Annotated in this window: 14 protein-coding genes; 6 read left to right on the forward strand and 8 right to left on the reverse strand. The window is 68.2% G+C overall.

Features of this window, described 5'->3' with window-relative positions; translation table 11 throughout:
* Positions 1 to 30: 30 nt before the first annotated feature.
* Positions 31 to 996 carry a DUF72 domain-containing protein gene (locus FB547_RS23850; RefSeq protein ID WP_145746132.1) on the forward strand — a complete coding sequence of 322 codons (966 nt, stop codon included), beginning with the start codon at positions 31 to 33 and terminating at the stop codon, positions 994 to 996.
* Positions 997 to 1,015: 19 nt separating this feature from the next.
* Here FB547_RS23850 and FB547_RS23855 read toward each other — a convergent pair whose 3' ends face one another.
* The 7 genes from FB547_RS23855 to FB547_RS23885 all read right to left on the reverse strand — a co-directional run bounded on the left by FB547_RS23855 (position 1,016) and on the right by FB547_RS23885 (position 6,334).
* Positions 1,016 to 1,786, reverse strand: coding sequence for an amino acid ABC transporter ATP-binding protein (locus FB547_RS23855; protein WP_145746133.1), 771 nt, complete (start codon positions 1,784 to 1,786; stop codon positions 1,016 to 1,018).
* Positions 1,770 to 2,423, reverse strand: a complete 654-nt coding sequence (locus tag FB547_RS23860) for an amino acid ABC transporter permease (RefSeq protein WP_145746134.1) — start codon at positions 2,421 to 2,423, stop codon at positions 1,770 to 1,772. Before FB547_RS23860 ends, FB547_RS23855 begins: the two co-directional genes overlap by 17 nt.
* A gap of 18 nt (positions 2,424 to 2,441) precedes the next feature.
* On the reverse strand, positions 2,442 to 3,098 hold the full coding sequence (locus FB547_RS23865) for an amino acid ABC transporter permease (protein WP_145746135.1): 657 nt from the start codon (positions 3,096 to 3,098) through the stop codon (positions 2,442 to 2,444).
* A 31-nt stretch (positions 3,099 to 3,129) separates the two neighbouring features.
* The gene (locus tag FB547_RS23870) at positions 3,130 to 3,930 is read right to left on the reverse strand and encodes a transporter substrate-binding domain-containing protein (protein WP_145746136.1); all 801 of its coding nucleotides are present in this window, start codon (positions 3,928 to 3,930) and stop codon (positions 3,130 to 3,132) included.
* The gene (locus tag FB547_RS23875) at positions 3,927 to 4,700 is read right to left on the reverse strand and encodes a GntR family transcriptional regulator (protein WP_145746137.1); all 774 of its coding nucleotides are present in this window, start codon (positions 4,698 to 4,700) and stop codon (positions 3,927 to 3,929) included. The genes FB547_RS23870 and FB547_RS23875 overlap by 4 nt, the downstream gene beginning before the upstream one ends.
* Before the next feature lie 170 nt (positions 4,701 to 4,870).
* Positions 4,871 to 5,848, reverse strand: coding sequence for a Bug family tripartite tricarboxylate transporter substrate binding protein (locus FB547_RS23880; protein WP_145746138.1), 978 nt, complete (start codon positions 5,846 to 5,848; stop codon positions 4,871 to 4,873).
* A gap of 45 nt (positions 5,849 to 5,893) precedes the next feature.
* Positions 5,894 to 6,334, reverse strand: coding sequence for an OsmC family protein (locus FB547_RS23885; RefSeq protein ID WP_145746139.1), 441 nt, complete (start codon positions 6,332 to 6,334; stop codon positions 5,894 to 5,896).
* 228 nt (positions 6,335 to 6,562) lie between these two features.
* Between FB547_RS23885 and FB547_RS23890 the strand changes: the two genes are divergently transcribed.
* From FB547_RS23890 to FB547_RS23900, 3 genes are all read left to right on the forward strand, one after another.
* Positions 6,563 to 8,254, forward strand: a complete 1,692-nt coding sequence (locus FB547_RS23890) for a long-chain fatty acid--CoA ligase (RefSeq protein ID WP_145746140.1) — start codon at positions 6,563 to 6,565, stop codon at positions 8,252 to 8,254.
* 75 nt (positions 8,255 to 8,329) lie between these two features.
* Entirely contained in the window at positions 8,330 to 8,857 is a 528-nt protein-coding gene (locus FB547_RS23895; protein WP_145746141.1) for a thermonuclease family protein, read from the forward strand.
* A 77-nt stretch (positions 8,858 to 8,934) separates the two neighbouring features.
* Complete coding sequence (locus tag FB547_RS23900) at positions 8,935 to 10,860, forward strand: PhoX family protein (RefSeq protein WP_145746142.1); 1,926 nt, start codon at positions 8,935 to 8,937, stop codon at positions 10,858 to 10,860.
* A 24-nt stretch (positions 10,861 to 10,884) separates the two neighbouring features.
* On the opposite strand, the gene FB547_RS23905 is transcribed toward FB547_RS23900, so the two are convergent.
* Complete coding sequence (locus tag FB547_RS23905; protein ID WP_145746143.1) at positions 10,885 to 12,231, reverse strand: NAD(P)/FAD-dependent oxidoreductase; 1,347 nt, start codon at positions 12,229 to 12,231, stop codon at positions 10,885 to 10,887.
* 178 nt (positions 12,232 to 12,409) lie between these two features.
* On the opposite strand from FB547_RS23905, the gene egtB reads away from it, so the two are divergent.
* Both egtB and egtD read left to right on the forward strand, forming a co-directional pair.
* On the forward strand, positions 12,410 to 13,666 hold the full coding sequence (gene egtB, locus FB547_RS23910) for an ergothioneine biosynthesis protein EgtB (protein WP_145746144.1): 1,257 nt from the start codon (positions 12,410 to 12,412) through the stop codon (positions 13,664 to 13,666).
* A gap of 3 nt (positions 13,667 to 13,669) precedes the next feature.
* Positions 13,670 to 14,683 carry an L-histidine N(alpha)-methyltransferase gene (gene egtD / locus FB547_RS23915; protein ID WP_145746145.1) on the forward strand — a complete coding sequence of 338 codons (1,014 nt, stop codon included), beginning with the start codon at positions 13,670 to 13,672 and terminating at the stop codon, positions 14,681 to 14,683.
* Positions 14,684 to 14,746 lie beyond the last annotated feature (63 nt).

A 14,746-nucleotide genomic window follows, 5' to 3' on the forward strand; every position in this document is an offset into this window, starting at 1 on the left:
CGTTCGAGGCTCCGGAAAAAAAGACCAACGATGCAGGGCACGACGCGAATCGGGATCTCTGGCTGGCGCTATGCGCCATGGCGCGGCCGCTTCTATCCCAAGGGTCTCCCGCAGCGGCTCGAACTCGACTTTGCCTCCCGCATGCTGCCCACCATCGAGATCAACGGCTCGTTCTATTCGCTGCAGCGCCCGGTGTCGTACCAGGCATGGCACGACGCGACGCCCGACGGTTTCGTGTTTGCGGTGAAGGGGCCGCGCTACATCACCCACAACCTGCGGCTCAAGGAACCGCACGGTGCGCTGGCCAACTTCTTTGCATCGGGCGTGTTCGCATTGGGCGCCAAGCTGGGCCCGATTCTCTGGCAGCTGCCGCCGTCGTTGGCCTACGACGCCGGTCGGATCGAGGAATTCCTGGCGCTGCTGCCCAGGGATGGCCGTTCCGCCCTCAAGCTCGCGCGCCAGCACAACGAGAAGCTTGCCGACGACCGCGCGTTGCTGAAGGCACCCGCGAAGCTGCGCATCCGGCACGCGGTGGAAGTGCGCCATGCGAGTTTTGCAAATCCGGACTTCATCGCGATGCTGCGCCGCCATGGCGTCGCGCTGGTGGTTGCCGACACGGCGGGGCGCTGGCCGCTGCTCGAAGACCTGTGCGCCGACTTCGTCTACCTGCGGCTGCACGGCGACAAGGAGCTTTACGCGAGCGGCTACGACGATGCCGCGCTCGACCGCTGGGCAGAGCGCATCGATGCCTGGCGCCATGGACGCCAGGTGAAGGACGCAAGGCTGGCCGTACCTTCGCGCCGGTTCTCCGGGCGCAAGGGGCGCGACGTGTTCTGCTATTTCGACAACGACGTCAAGGTGCACGCGCCCTACGATGCCGCGCACCTGGCGGCCCGGCTCGGCGTGGCCACCGGGCTGGGGGCAGGCGACCGCTTCGAACTGCCGCCGGACATGGCGGTGCGAAAGCCGGCGCGCGCGCGGCCGGGCAGGAAGTAGCGCGGCGCTGCGTACCGCCTCAGTCGTGCAGCGACGAAAGGAATTGCTTCAGCTCGGCCGTCTGCGGATTGCCGAACATTTCTGCCGGTGGTCCCATCTCGTGCACGCGGCCCTGGTGCATGAAGATCACGCGGTCGCTCACCTTGCGCGCAAAGCTCATCTCGTGCGTGACCATCAGCAGCGTCATCCCTTCGTCGGCCAGCGACTCCACCACGCGCAGCACCTCGCCCACCAGCTCGGGGTCGAGCGCCGAGGTGATCTCGTCGCAGAGCAGCACGGCCGGTTCCATGGCCAGCGCGCGGGCGATGGCCACGCGCTGCTGCTGGCCGCCCGAGAGCTGCTCGGGCATGGCGTCGAACTTCTCGGCCAGGCCCACGCGTTCGAGCAGCTTGCGCGCCTGCGATGCCGCCTCCATGCTGCTGCGCTTCTTCACCAGCGTGGGTGCGAGCATCACGTTCTTGCCGACCGTGAGATGCGGAAACAGGTTGAAGCTCTGGAAGATCATGCCCACGTGCTGGCGCAGCTCGCGCATCGCCATGGCGCTCTCGTGCAGCAGCGGCTTGCCGTCGACCGTGAGCGAGCCTTCCTGGAACACCTCGAGCCCGTTGATGCAGCGCAGCAGGGTGCTCTTGCCCGAGCCGCTCTTGCCGATGATGGCAATGACCTCGCCGCGCTTCACGTCGAGGTCGATGCCCTTGAGCACCTCGTTGGCGCCGTACGATTTGCGCAGCGCGGTCACGCGCACGATCGGCGCGGCGGAGGTCTGGTGGGATTCAAAGACGGCGGCCATGGGATTTCCTCTCGAGATTCTTGGCGTACAGGCTCACCGGGAAGCACAGTACGAAGTAAAGCAGCGCCACGCAGCTGAACACCACGAAGGGCTTGAAGGTGGCGTTCGAAATCATGCTGCCGGCCTTGGTGAGTTCGACGAAACCGATCACCGAGGCGAGCGCCGTGCCCTTGATCACCTGCACCAGGAAGCCCACCGTCGGCGCGATCGCGATCTTCACCGCCTGCGGCAGGATCACGTGGCGCATCTGCTCGCTGAAGCTCAGCGCCAGGCTGCCCGAGGCTTCCCACTGGCCCTTGGGAATGGAGGCCACGCAGCCACGCCAGATTTCGGTGAGGAAGGCGCTGGTGTAGAGCGTGAGCGCCACGCTGGCCGCGGTCCACGCCGACACGTCGACGCCGAACAGCGCGATGCCGAAGTACGCGAGAAACAGCTGCATCAGCAGCGGCGTGCCCTGGAACAGCTGCACATAGAGGCCGACGGCGCGGCCCATGGCGCTGCCGCCGCGCAGCCGCAGGAACAGCAGCAGGGCGCCCACCAGCCCGCCGCCGATGAAGGCGATGAGCGAGAGCACGACGGTCCAGCGCAGCGCCATCAGCAGGTTGCGCAGGATGTCCCAGAGAGAAAAATCGACCATGGTGGTGGCGTCCTGCGTTCAGCGGCCGAAGAAGAATCTCGGCCCGGCCCAGTTGAGCAGCCTGCGCAGCGCAACGGCCAGCGCCAGGTAGAGCAGCGTGGCGACGATGAAGGCCTCGAAGGCGCGGAAGTTGCGGCTCTGGATGAGGTTGGCGGCATAGCTCAGTTCCTCGGTGGAGATCTGGCCGCACACGGCGGAGCCCAGCATCACGATGATGATCTGGCTCACCATGGCGGGCCACACCTTCTTGAGCGCCGGCGGCAGCACCACGCGGGTGAACACCTGCACCTTGTCGAGCGCCAGGCTCACGGCCGCCTCGATCTGCCCCTTGGGCGTGGCCTCGATGCCGGCGCGGATGATCTCGGTGGCGTAGGCCCCGAGGTTCATCACCATCGCGATCACCGAGGCCACCTCCGGCGTGAGCTTGACGCCCGCCGCAGGCAGCCCGAAGAAGATGAAGAACAGCTGCACGATGAAGGGCGTGTTGCGGATCAGCTCCACATAGCTGCCGACCACCCAGCGCAGCCACACCGGCCCGCTGGCGCGCGCCCAGGCGCAGGCCACGCCCACGGCCATGCCGATGACGGTGGCGATGGCCGTCAGGCCGACCGTCCACGCGATGCCCTTGGCGAGCAGCCGCCAGTCGACGAGAACTGCACCGAAGTCGAATTCCATGGCCGCGCCTTTGTTCGAGGTTCAGCGGCGCTCAGACCGGCAGGTCGCCGGCGGCCTTGCCGAGCCACTTCTTCGACATGGCGTCCAGCGTACCGTCCTTCTTGGCGGTGGCAATGATCTCGTTGACCTTGGTCTTCAAGGCGGTTTCGCCCTTGGCCACGCCGACGAAGCAGGGGCTGTCCTTCAGCAGCAGCTTGAACTCGGCGCTCACCTTCGGATTCTTGGCGAGCATGTCGCCGGCGACCGCCGCGCTGGTGGCGATGGTTTGCGTCTGGCCGGCCACGAAGGCCGCGATGGTTGCGTTGTTGTCCTCGAAGCGGCGGTAATCGACGTTCGGCGGCGCCACCTTGTTCAGCTCCTGGTCCTCCATTGCGCCGCGCGTCACGGCAACGGTCTTGCCGGCCATGTCGGCAAAGCTGGTGAGCTTCATGCTCTTGGCCGCATACACGGCCTGGAAGAAGGGCGCATAGGCCGAGGTGAAGTCGATCACCTTCTCGCGCTCGGCGTTCTTGCCGAGCGTGGAGATCACGAGGTCGGCCTTGCGGGTCTGCAGGTAGGGAATGCGGTTGGCGCTGGTCACGGGCACCAGCTCGACCTTGACGCCCAGCTTGGCGGCGATCAGCTCGGCCATCTCGATGTCGAGGCCTTGCGGCTTCATGTTCTTGTCCACCGAGCCGTAGGGCGGATAGTCGGTGGGCACGGCGATCTTGATGGTCTTGGCCTTCAGCACGTTGTCCAGGGCATTCTGGGCCTGTGCGCCGCCGGCGGCGGCCAGCATGGCGATGGATGCAAGCGCGAGCGAGAGATGGCGTTTGGACGAAGAGAAAGTCATAGCAGGGCTCCTAGGTAAGTCGATGAATCGGTGTCGTCGGGGGAGGGCGTGGCGGCCTTGCGCCGCCTGGGAACGGCCGCGGTTTTCTTCTGCTGCAGCGGCGCCAGCGCGTCGCGCAGCTGCGCCAGCGGATCGGTGGGCGCCTGCACGCGCAGGGCCGACTGCACCGTGCCGATGTGCGCGGCCATCAGCGCCTCGGCGGCGGCATGGTCGCCTCGCTCGAGGGCGGCGACGATCTGCACGTGGTCCTCGCAGGACTGCACGGCGTCGTGCGTGGACTGGTAGAGCATGGCGATCAGCGTGGTGCGCGCGGTGAAGTCGCGCAAGGTGTCGGCCAGCAGCGTGTTGCCCAGGCATTCGGCCAGGCACACGTGGAAGTCGCCGAGCAGGAAGCTGCGGTTGCCGACGTCGCTCTCTTTCAGTGCGGCCTTTTCACGCTGCAGGTGCGCCTTCAGCTGGCGCAGCGCGGCCTTGTCGATCTTGCCGGTGCTGCCCGTACTGCGGATCAGGCCGAGCTCGATGACGCGGCGCGCCTCGAAGGCTTCGCGCGCCTCGTCCTGCGAGGGCTCGATCACGAACCAGCCGCGCCGTGCGCTCACCGTGACGATGCCGCGCGCCGCCAGCCGGGTGAGCGCCTCGCGCACGATCGTGCGACTGCAGTCGAACAGCATGGCGAGCGGCTGCTCGCCCAGGCGCGAGCCCGGTGCGAGCTTCTGCGCCATCACCGCCTCGACGATGCGTGCACTGATTTCGGATGCGGATGTAGACATTGGCATGCATACCAGCAGCTTTTGTGCCAACTGGTATGCAAGATCTGTGCACCGAAATGGGCCGGCGCTGCGTGCCGGTGGTGCGTGGCGCGCGGCTCGGGGCGCTGCTGCTCAGGGCGCGATCCCGCCGATGGGGATATTCGCGCAGGGGAGTACCCGGTGGCCTGTGATCAATCCATCCGCGCGCCCGAAGCCTTCACTGCCTTGTCCCAGCGCGGCGTCTCCGTGGCCAGGAAGCGCGCGAAGTCCTCGCTGCCCAGATAGGCCGGGTCCGCGCCCTGGCTCACCATCCGGTCGCGCACCTCGGCGCTCGTCAGCACCTGCCTGAAGGCGTCGCTGAGTCTGGCGACCACGTCCCTGGGCGTGTCCTTGGGTGCGAAGAAACCGTAGAAGCCCACCACCTCGAAGCCCTTGACGCCCGACTCGATCACCGTCGGCACATCGGGCAGCGCGGGGTTGCGTTCGCGGCTGGTCACGGCCAGCGCGCGCACCTTGCCCTGCTTGTGGTAGTTGGCCGCCTGCGGAATCGATTCGGCCATGAACTGCACCTGCCCGGCCATCAGGTCCGTGAAGGCCGGGGCGCTGCCGCGATAGGGGATGTGCACCATGAAGATGCCGGTCGCGGTCTTGAACATCTCGGGCACCAGGTGGCTGATGCCGCCGTTGCCGGCCGAGCCGTAGTTGACCTGGCCGGGCCGTGCCTTGGCGTAGTCGACGAACTGCCGCAGGTTCTGCACCGGCAGCTTGGGCGTGACCAGCAGGGCGAGCGGCTGCATCGCGGTGCGTGCAATGGGCACGAAGTCGCGCTGCGTGTTGTAGGGCAGCTTGCTGTAGAGCGCGCCGTTGATCACGGCCACGCCGGTGTTGGCCAGCATCAGCGTGTAGCCGTCGGCCGGGCTCTTGGCGACCGCGTCGGCGCCCACCGAGCCGCCCGCGCCGGGCTTGTAGTCGACGATCAGCGGCTGGCCCAGCACCGCCTGCAGCTTGTCGGTCAGAAGGCGCGCATGCTGGTCGAGCGGGCCGCCGGCCGGAAAGCCGATGACGACCTTGATCGGCTTGTCGGGGTAGGCCGCCAGGGCGGCGCCACCGATGCCGAACGAGGCGATTGAAAAAGCCGCCAGGAGGGCGGCGCGCACGGGTCGGGTCATGGATCGTCTCCTCTTTTTCAAGTGGAGACGATCATAAGCAGCGGCTCAGCCCGCGAGCGTGGCCTTCAGCGTGATCTCCGGCACGCTGGCCAGCGCCTTCGACAGCGGGCAGCCGGCCTTGGCGGCGGCCGCGATCTGCTGGAACTTCGCCTCTTCCAGGTTGGGCACGGCGGCGTCGAGCTCGAGTGCGATGCGGTCGATCTTGAAGCCCTCGCCGTCCTTGACCAGCCGCACCGCGGCCTTGGTGTCGATGCGGGTGGCGGTGAAGCCCTCCTTCTCCAGCGCGAAGGCAAAGGCCATCGTCAGACAGGCCGCATGGGCCGCGCCGACGATCTCCTCGGGGTTGGTGCCGCGCTTGTCGTCCTCGAAGCGGCTGGCGAAGCCGTAGGGGTAGTTCTTGAGGGCGCCGGTCTCGGTACTGACCTGGCCCTTGCCGGTCTTGCCGGCGCCTTCCCAGTGAACGCTTGCGTGCTTGTCTGCTGCCATGAAAACTCTCCTTCATTCGGGTGACGGGTGGTGGGAGACGCAGGTATCGCGCGGAACGCCGCGCTTGTCTGTAGTCGCAGGGCGCGTGCGATGAAGATTGCGCGATGGCGGGCAGGCGTCGCCAAGGTGACGCTCCCGGGGGCTTCCCCGATGGGAGCGGCGCGCGGCTCGGCTTAGGCTGCGGCCTGTCTTCCTTCCCTCTCTCTCCTTCTCCCGCCTGCCTTGACCATGCAACCACGCCCGCACTACAAGTTCTGGCCCAAGCGCCTGCCGCATTCGATCACCGTTCCCGCCACCTCGCTGTGGCACAACCTCGCAACCTCGGCGGCGCGCTATCCGGACAAGGCCGCGCTGGTCTTCTTCGGCCGGGTGCTGAGCTATCGCGATTTCGCCGAGCAGGTCGAGCGCCTGGCCGGCACGCTGCACGCCCTGGGCGTGAAGCGCGGCGACCGCGTGGTGCTGGACATGCAGAACTGCCCGCAGCTCGTGATCGCGCATTTCGCGATCCTGCGCGCCAATGCGGTGGTGGTGCCCGTCAACCCGATGAACCGGGCCGAGGAGCTCAAGCACTACATCGTCGACCCCGACGCCAGGGTGGCCATCACCACCGGCGACCTGGCCGGCGAACTTGCCAAGGCCAGCAACGCGCTGCCGCCCGCGCAGCAGCTGGCCCACATGATCGTGACCCAGTTCACCGACGCCTTCGATGCCGATGCGAGCGGCGACGACGCTCCCGCGCCGGCCTGGAAGGAGTGGCTCGCCACGCGCCATCCGCTGCCCGAACTGGCGGGCGGCAAGGCCATGGCCTGGACCGATGCGCTGGCCGCGGGGCATGCCGCGCCCGAGCACGTGGTGGGCGCCAACGACATGGCGCTGCTGCCCTACACCAGCGGCACCACCGGTCTGCCCAAGGGCTGCGTGCACCACCATTCAAGCCTCATGCACAACGCGGTGGCCAGCCAGCTCTGGGGCCAGGCCACCTCGGAAGCGGTGGTGCTGGCGGTGGTGCCCATGTTCCATATCACGGGCGTGGTGAGCATGATGCACACCTCCATCCTCGCGGCGGCCACGCTGGTCATCATGCCGCGCTGGGACCGCGAGGTGGCGGGCCGGCTCATCTCGCGCTGGAAGGTCACGAGCTGGACCAACATCCCCACCATGGTGATCGACCTCATGGCCAGCCCCAACTTCGCGAGCTACGACCTGTCGAGCATCACGCACATCGGCGGCGGCGGCGCGGCCATGCCGCAGGCCGTGGCGCAGCGCCTCTTCGAGCAGTACGGCCTCAAGTACCAGGAGGGCTACGGCCTCACCGAAACCGCCGCGCCTTCGCACACCAACCCCTCGGACCACCCCAAGCAGCAGTGCCTGGGCATTCCGTTCATGAGCACCGATGCGCGCGTGGTCGACCCCGACACACTGGCCGAAATGCCCATCGGCGAATCGGGCGAGATCATCATTCATGGCCCCGAGGTGTTCCAGGGCTACTGGAAGCGCCCCGACGCCACCCAGGCGGCTTTCGTCGAGTTCGAGGGCAGGCGCTTCTTCCGCTCGGGCGACATGGGCCGCATGGACGAGGACGGCTACTTCTTCATGACCGACCGCCTGAAGCGCATGATCAACGCGAGCGGCTTCAAGGTCTGGCCGGCCGAGGTCGAGCTGCTGATGTTCCGCCATCCCGCCATCCAGGAGGCCTGCGTCATTTCCACCCGGGACGACTACCGCGGCGAATCGGTCAAGGCCGTGGTGGTGCTGCGCGCCACGCACAAGGACACCACCGAGCGGCAGATCATCGACTGGTGCCGCGAGAACATGGCGGTCTACAAGATCCCGCGCAAGGTGCAGTTCGTCGACGCGCTGCCCAAGAGCGGCAGCGGCAAGGTGATGTGGCGGCTGCTGCAGGAAGACGAAAACAAATGATTCAGCCGGGCGGGGCGGGCACTTCGCGCCGAGAATCGACGCTCCTTGCACCCTGTGCGTTCCGTTCCTGCCTGCATGCGTTTTCGCCCGGTTTTTTCTCTTCTTCTTTTTGCATTCGTCTCTCTGCCGCTGCTGGCTCGCGCCGAGCCCCGCAGTTGCCTGGTGGTCGGCATCAGCGACGGCGACACGCTCACCGCGCGCTGCGGGCGCGCCGGCTCCTATGAGCAGATCAAGGTGCGCATCGCCGCGATCGATGCGCCCGAAAGCAGGCAGCCCTATGGCCAGCGCAGCCGGCAGGCGCTGAGCCGGCTCTGCTACGCCGTAGAGGCGCAGATCACGCCGCGCGACACCGACCGCTACGGGCGCACCGTGGCCGACGTGGCTTGCAACGGCGAGGACGCCGCAACCCGCATGGTGTCCGGCGGCTGGGCCTGGGTCTACGACTACGACGGCATCGCGACCAGGCGCGGCGGCGGGCTCTTCAAGCTGCAGGACGCCGCGCGTGCGCAAGGCCTGGGGCTGTGGGCCGATTCGAAGCCGACGCCGCCCTGGGACTGGCGGCGCGAGCGGCGCGAGCACCACTGGAGCGACGCCTTTTTTTGAGCCCCCGGCCGCTGTCATGGCGGATTCATGCGGGCGCGAGACCATCATGGGTTCTCGCAACCCATGACGACAAGAAGATGGCCAAAGATTTCGAGCAAATGGAGGACTCCAATCCCTCCGCCAATCCCACCATCCACGAAGTTTCCGACCCGCAGCGCCGCGTGTTCGTGCGCGGCGGCCTGGCGGCGGCCGTGGCGGGCCTTTTCGGTCCCCTGGCGGCCGGCACGCTGGCCGGCTGCGCCAGCACCGGCCCTTCGGTGAGCACGCTGGGCCGGGCCATCGGCTTCAAGAGCGTGCCCATGGCCGCCGTCGACCGCGTCGTCGTGCCCGAGGGCTACAGCGCGCAGGTGCTCTACCGCTGGGGCGACGCCACCGGCATCGCTGGCCAGATGCCCGCATTCAAGACCGATGGCTCCAACACCGCGGACGAACAGGCCCTGCAGGCCGGCATGCATCACGACGGCATGGCCTTCTTTCCGCAGGGCGGATCGAACCGCGGCCTGCTGGTGCTGAACCACGAATATGTCGACGACGGCCTGCTGCATCCGGACGGCATGAAGACCTGGACGGCCGAGAAGGTGCGCAAGTCGATGAACGCGCATGGCGTCTCGGTGATCGAGCTGCAGCGCGAAGGCACGAAGTGGACGCAGGTGCTGCCGTCGCGCTTCGCGCGCCGCATCACCGCGCTCACGCCGATGACGCTCACCGGCCCCGCCGCCGGCCACCCCATGCTGCGCACCGCGGCCGACCCCACGGGCACGCAGGTGCTCGGCACCTACAACAACTGCTCGAACGGCCAGACGCCCTGGGGTACCTACCTGACCTGCGAGGAAAACTTCGCGGATTACTTCGAAGGCACCGACACGCCCGACGCGCACCAGAAGCGCTGGGGCATCAAGAAGGGCAACGGCGCCAAGTACCGCTGGCACGAGCACGACGCGCGCTTCGACGTGGCGAAGCACCCGAACGAATCCAACCGCTACGGCTGGGTGGTCGAGATCGACCCGCAGGACCCGGCCTCGACGCCGCGCAAGCGCACCGCGCTCGGCCGCGCCGCGCACGAAGGCGCCGCCACCGCGCTCACCAACGACGGCCGCGCGGTCATCTACATGGGCGAGGACTCGCGCTTCGAATACATCTACAAGTTCGTGAGCCGCGACAGGGTGCAGCCCGGCGGCGCGGCCGCCAACCGCGACCTGCTCGACCACGGCACGCTGTACGTCGCCCGCTTCGACGTGGACGGCACCGGCGAGTGGCTGCCGCTGGTGCAGGGCAGGAACGGGCTCGTCGCCGACAAGGGCTTCGCGACCCAGGGCGACGTGCTCATCAAGGCGCGCCAAGCCAGCGACCTGCTGGGCGCCACCAGGATGGACCGTCCCGAATGGACCACCGTCGATCCGCTGACGAAGGAGGTCTATTGCACCCTCACCAACAACAGCAACCGCGGTGCGCCGGGCCAGCCCTTCATGGACGCGGCCAATCCGCGCTCCAACAACACGATGGGCCAGATCATCCGATGGAAGGAAAGCGGCGACCTCGATGCGACGAAGTTCGCCTGGAACCATCTCGTGCTTGCGGGCGACCCGAAGCAGCCGCGCTACGAAGCGCAGGGCAACATCAAGGGCGACGCCTTCGGCAGCCCCGACGGCCTGATGGTCGATGCACGCGGCGTGCTGTGGATCGAGACCGACGTCTCGACCTCCACGCTCGGCAAGGGCGAATACGCCAACCTGCCGAACAACCAGATGCTGGCCTGCGACCCGACGAAGGGCGAAATCCGCCGCTTCCTGCTCGGGCCGGCCGGCTGCGAGATCACAGGCCTCACGGCCACGCCCGATCTGCGCACGCTCTTCATCAACATCCAGCATCCGGGTGAGCCGGCCAACGAGCGCAGCGACCCGGAACGTCCGCTCGCCGTGTCGAAGTGGCCGGACGGCGCCGGGCGCCCGCGCTCGGCAACGGTCGCCATCACGAAGAACGATGGCGGTGTGATCGGAACCTGAGGCGGGAAGGGGCAGGGCGCGCCGCTAGGACTCGCTCCTGCCCTGCACGTCCGCCACCACGCGCGCATTGCGCTGGAAGCTCCAGTAGGCGCTGGCCCAGTCCATCATCACCACGATGCGGTTGCGGAATCCGATCAGGAAGTACGCATGCGCGAACAGCCAGAACAGCCATGCGAGCCGGCCGCTGAAGCGCAGCGGGCCGAGGGGCGTTTCCAGGTCCACCACCGCCGAGTTGCGGCCGATGGTGGCCAGGTTGCCGTAGTCCCGGTAGCGGAAAGGCACCGTCGGCTCGCCCGCGATGCGGCGAAGAATGTTGGCGGCCGCCGCGCGGCCCATCTGCTTGGCGCCGGGCGACACGCCGGGCACCGGTTTGGGCGGCTTGCCGGGCGCGTAGCTCAGGGCCGCGGCCAGGTCGCCCACCACGCTGATCTCGGGATGGCCCGGCAGGCTCAGGTCGGACTCGACCTTGACGCGGCCGGCGCGGTCGCATTCGGCGCCGGTCGCCTCGCCCAGCATGCGCCCCAGCGGCGAAGCTGCGACGCCTGCCGCCCACACCACGCAGCTGGTGTCGATGCGGTAGCCGGTGGCGGGTGCGCCGTCGGCGCCACCGCCGGACTGCACTTCGAGCCCGCCGGCGTCGATGGCGGTCACGCGCGCATTGAGCCGCACTTCGACGCCGAGTTTTTCCAGTTGTTCGAGCGCCTTCTGGCTGAGGTTCTCGGGCATGGCCTGCAGCACGCGCGGTCCGCCTTCGATCAGCAGCACCTGCGCGCTCCCGGGGTCGATGTGGCGGAACTCGCCGGCGAGCGTGTGCTTGGCAATCTCGGCCAGCGTGCCTGCCATTTCGACCCCCGTCGGGCCGGCGCCGATCACCGCGAAGGTGAGCAGGGCGCGGCGGCGCTCCGGGTCGGTTGCGGTTTCGGCCGCCTCGAACGACATCAGCACGCGGCGGCGGATCTCGAAGGCGTCGGCCAGCGTCTTCAGGCCGGGCGCGACGGGCGCCCATTCGTCATGGCCGAAATAGCTGTGCGTGGCGCCGGCCGCGACGACCAGATGGTCGTAGCTCACCAGGCTGCCGTTGGCCAGCCGGACCGCGCGCGCGGCCGGATCGATGGCACTCACTTCGCCGAGCAGCGTGGTGATGCGCGGCTGCCGGCGGAACAGGGCCCGCACCGGCGCCGCGATCGACGGCGCAGCCAGGCCGGCGGTCGCCACCTGGTAGAGCAGGGGCTGGAACAGGTGGTGGTTGGTCTTCTCGATCACCGTCACGTCCACGTCGGCGCTTTCGAGCCGGCGCGCGGCTTCGAGTCCACCGAATCCGCAGCCGACGATGACGACATGGGGGCGGGCGGAGGCGTTGGTCGTTTGCATCGAACAGATGATACGCAGCCGCCCTGCACGCCGGCCGATCTTGTGCCAAAGTGGCTCCCCCCACCGATGCCTGCATTGCGGCGCGGCGTGACACGGCGCTTCAAGGGCGCGAACTTGTCCTACGCGCTGCTGCAACGGCCATCGGCTACAAATTGCGGTTGACCCGACTGGAGACACCATGACGCTTTCCCGGCCGATCACCCAGGCGGCAAGCGCGCTGCGCGGCAAGTTCCGCGAAGTGCGCGCCGCCAGCCTGGCACTCGCCGCGCCGCTCTCCGCCGAAGACCAGTGCATCCAGTCGATGCCCGACGCGAGCCCGACCAAATGGCATCTCGCGCACACGACCTGGTTCTTCGAGACCGTGCTGCTCCAGCCGCATGCGGCGGGCTACCGGCCTTTCGACGAGCGGTTCCATTACCTCTTCAACTCGTACTACGAAGCGCTCGGCCCGCGCCATCCGCGCCCGCAGCGGGGGCTGCTCACGCGCCCTTCCGTGGACGAGGTGCATGCCTACCGCACCCATGTCGACGAGGCGGTGCTCGCGCTGCTCGACGCCGGCGCCGGCGAGCGCGACTGGGCGGCCATCGAGCCCATCGTCACGCTCGGGCTGCACCACGAACAGCAGCACCAGGAGCTGCTGCTCACCGACATCCTGCATGCCTTGTCGTGCAATCCGCTGTTGCCCGCCTACCGGCCCGCGACAGGGCCCGCGCTGCGGTTGGCTGCCGTGCCGCCGGCCATGCGCTGGCTACCGCAGCCCGGCGGCCTGGTGCAGGTGGGCCATGAAGGGCCGCAGCGGGGCTTTGCCTTCGACAACGAGACGCCGCGCCACGCGGCCCTGCTGCAGCCCTGTGCCATTGCCGACCGGCTGGTGAGCTGCGGCGACTATGCGCAGTTTATTGCCGACGGTGGCTACCAGCGCCCCGAGCTCTGGCTCTCCGACGGCTGGGCGGCGGTGCAGGCGCAGGGCTGGCGCCATCCGGCCTATTGGCTGGCCGCCGACGATCCCCGGCTGCAAGCCCAGCAGCCGCAGGGCGGATGGCAGGTGTTCGGCCTGCATGGCGTGCGGCCGATGGAGGCCGATGCGCCCGTGTCGCAGCTGAGCTTCTACGAGGCCGCAGCCTATGCCGAATGGGCCGGTGCGCGCCTGCCGACCGAATTCGAATGGGAAGCGGCCTTCGATGCGCCTGGCATCTCGCAAATGACGGGCCACGTCTGGCAGTGGACGCGCTCCTCCTACGACCCGTATCCCGGATTCAGGCCCATGCCCGGCATCGCGGCCGAATACAACGGCAAGTTCATGGTGGGCCAGCTGGTGCTGCGTGGCGGCAGCGTGGCCACGCCGGCCGGGCACACGCGGCCCAGCTACCGCAATTTCTTTCCGCCGGCGGCGCGCTGGCAGTTCTCGGGGCTGCGGCTCGCGAAAGACATCTGAATCATGCGCAATCCAAGCTCCTCGTCCTCCCTGTCGTTTGCCGCCGCCCAACAGCAGCAGCGCCACCCTGTCGCACCCGCCGCCCCGGAAAGTGCGGCGCTCTCCGAGTTCGGCCGCGAGATGCGGGCGGGCCTTGCGCGCAGGCCGCGCAGCATTTCGCCCAAGTATTTTTATGACGCCGCGGGGTCGCAGCTGTTCGACCGCATTTGCGAACTGCCCGAGTACTACCCCACGCGCACCGAGCTGCGCATCCTCGGCGAATGCGCGGGCGAGATCGCCGCGCAGGTGGGGCCGGGCGCCGAGATCGTCGAGTTCGGCGCCGGCTCGCTCACCAAGGTGCGGCTGTTGCTCGATGCGCTCGAGGCGCCCCGGCGCTACCTGCCGATCGACATCTCGGGCGAGCACCTGGCGGCCGCGGCCGAGCGGCTCAAGGCCGACTATCCGGAGCTGGCGGTGCAGCCGATTGCGGCGGACTACACCATGCCGCTGGTGCTGCCCGCGCCGCTCGCGGGTGCGGGCAAGCGGGTGGGCTTTTTCCCCGGCTCGACGATCGGGAATTTCGAGCCCGACGAGGCGCTGGCCTTCCTGCAGCTCGCGGCGCGCATGCTGCGCGGCGGTGGGCTGCTGATCGGCGTCGACCTGGTGAAGGACCCGGGCCGCCTGCATGCGGCCTACAACGATGCGCAGGGCGTGACCGCCGCGTTCAACCTCAATTTGTTGCGGCGCGCCAATACCGAGCTCGATGCGAACTTCGACCTCGACGGCTTTGCGCACGCGGCGTTCTACAACGCGCCGAAGCAGCGCATCGAGATGAACCTGGTGAGCCGGCGGGACCAGATCGTCTCGCTGAACGGCGAGCGCTTTGCGTTCGAGGAAGGGGAGACCATCCACACCGAGTACTCGCACAAGTTCACCGTGGAAGGGCTGCGGGCTTTGGCGGTGAAGGCGGGGTTCCGGCCGGGGGCGGTGTGGACGGATCCGGAGAGGCTCTTCAGCGTGCATTGGCTTTCGGCCTGATTTTGGTTCCGGGGCCGGGGCGAGTCCCGGCCCCGAACCTCAACCGGCATAACCCAGGCCGGA

This window comes from Variovorax beijingensis, assembly GCF_007828835.1.
Classification (GTDB): domain Bacteria; phylum Pseudomonadota; class Gammaproteobacteria; order Burkholderiales; family Burkholderiaceae_C; genus Variovorax; species Variovorax beijingensis_A.

Bases quoted from the DNA above. Each gene is read 5' to 3' on its own strand.
- FB547_RS23850 (WP_145746132.1), top strand. From the start codon at position 31: ATGCAGGGCACGACGCGAATCGGGATCTCTGGCTGGCGCTATGCGCCA.
- FB547_RS23855 (WP_145746133.1), bottom strand. From the start codon at position 1,786: ATGGCCGCCGTCTTTGAATCCCACCAGACCTCCGCCGCGCCGATCGTG.
- FB547_RS23860 (WP_145746134.1), bottom strand. From the start codon at position 2,423: ATGGTCGATTTTTCTCTCTGGGACATCCTGCGCAACCTGCTGATGGCG.
- FB547_RS23865 (WP_145746135.1), bottom strand. From the start codon at position 3,098: ATGGAATTCGACTTCGGTGCAGTTCTCGTCGACTGGCGGCTGCTCGCC.
- FB547_RS23870 (WP_145746136.1), bottom strand. From the start codon at position 3,930: ATGACTTTCTCTTCGTCCAAACGCCATCTCTCGCTCGCGCTTGCATCC.
- FB547_RS23875 (WP_145746137.1), bottom strand. From the start codon at position 4,700: ATGTCTACATCCGCATCCGAAATCAGTGCACGCATCGTCGAGGCGGTG.
- FB547_RS23880 (WP_145746138.1), bottom strand. From the start codon at position 5,848: ATGACCCGACCCGTGCGCGCCGCCCTCCTGGCGGCTTTTTCAATCGCC.
- FB547_RS23885 (WP_145746139.1), bottom strand. From the start codon at position 6,334: ATGGCAGCAGACAAGCACGCAAGCGTTCACTGGGAAGGCGCCGGCAAG.
- FB547_RS23890 (WP_145746140.1), top strand. From the start codon at position 6,563: ATGCAACCACGCCCGCACTACAAGTTCTGGCCCAAGCGCCTGCCGCAT.
- FB547_RS23895 (WP_145746141.1), top strand. From the start codon at position 8,330: ATGCGTTTTCGCCCGGTTTTTTCTCTTCTTCTTTTTGCATTCGTCTCT.
- FB547_RS23900 (WP_145746142.1), top strand. From the start codon at position 8,935: ATGGCCAAAGATTTCGAGCAAATGGAGGACTCCAATCCCTCCGCCAAT.
- FB547_RS23905 (WP_145746143.1), bottom strand. From the start codon at position 12,231: ATGCAAACGACCAACGCCTCCGCCCGCCCCCATGTCGTCATCGTCGGC.
- egtB (WP_145746144.1), top strand. From the start codon at position 12,410: ATGACGCTTTCCCGGCCGATCACCCAGGCGGCAAGCGCGCTGCGCGGC.
- egtD (WP_145746145.1), top strand. From the start codon at position 13,670: ATGCGCAATCCAAGCTCCTCGTCCTCCCTGTCGTTTGCCGCCGCCCAA.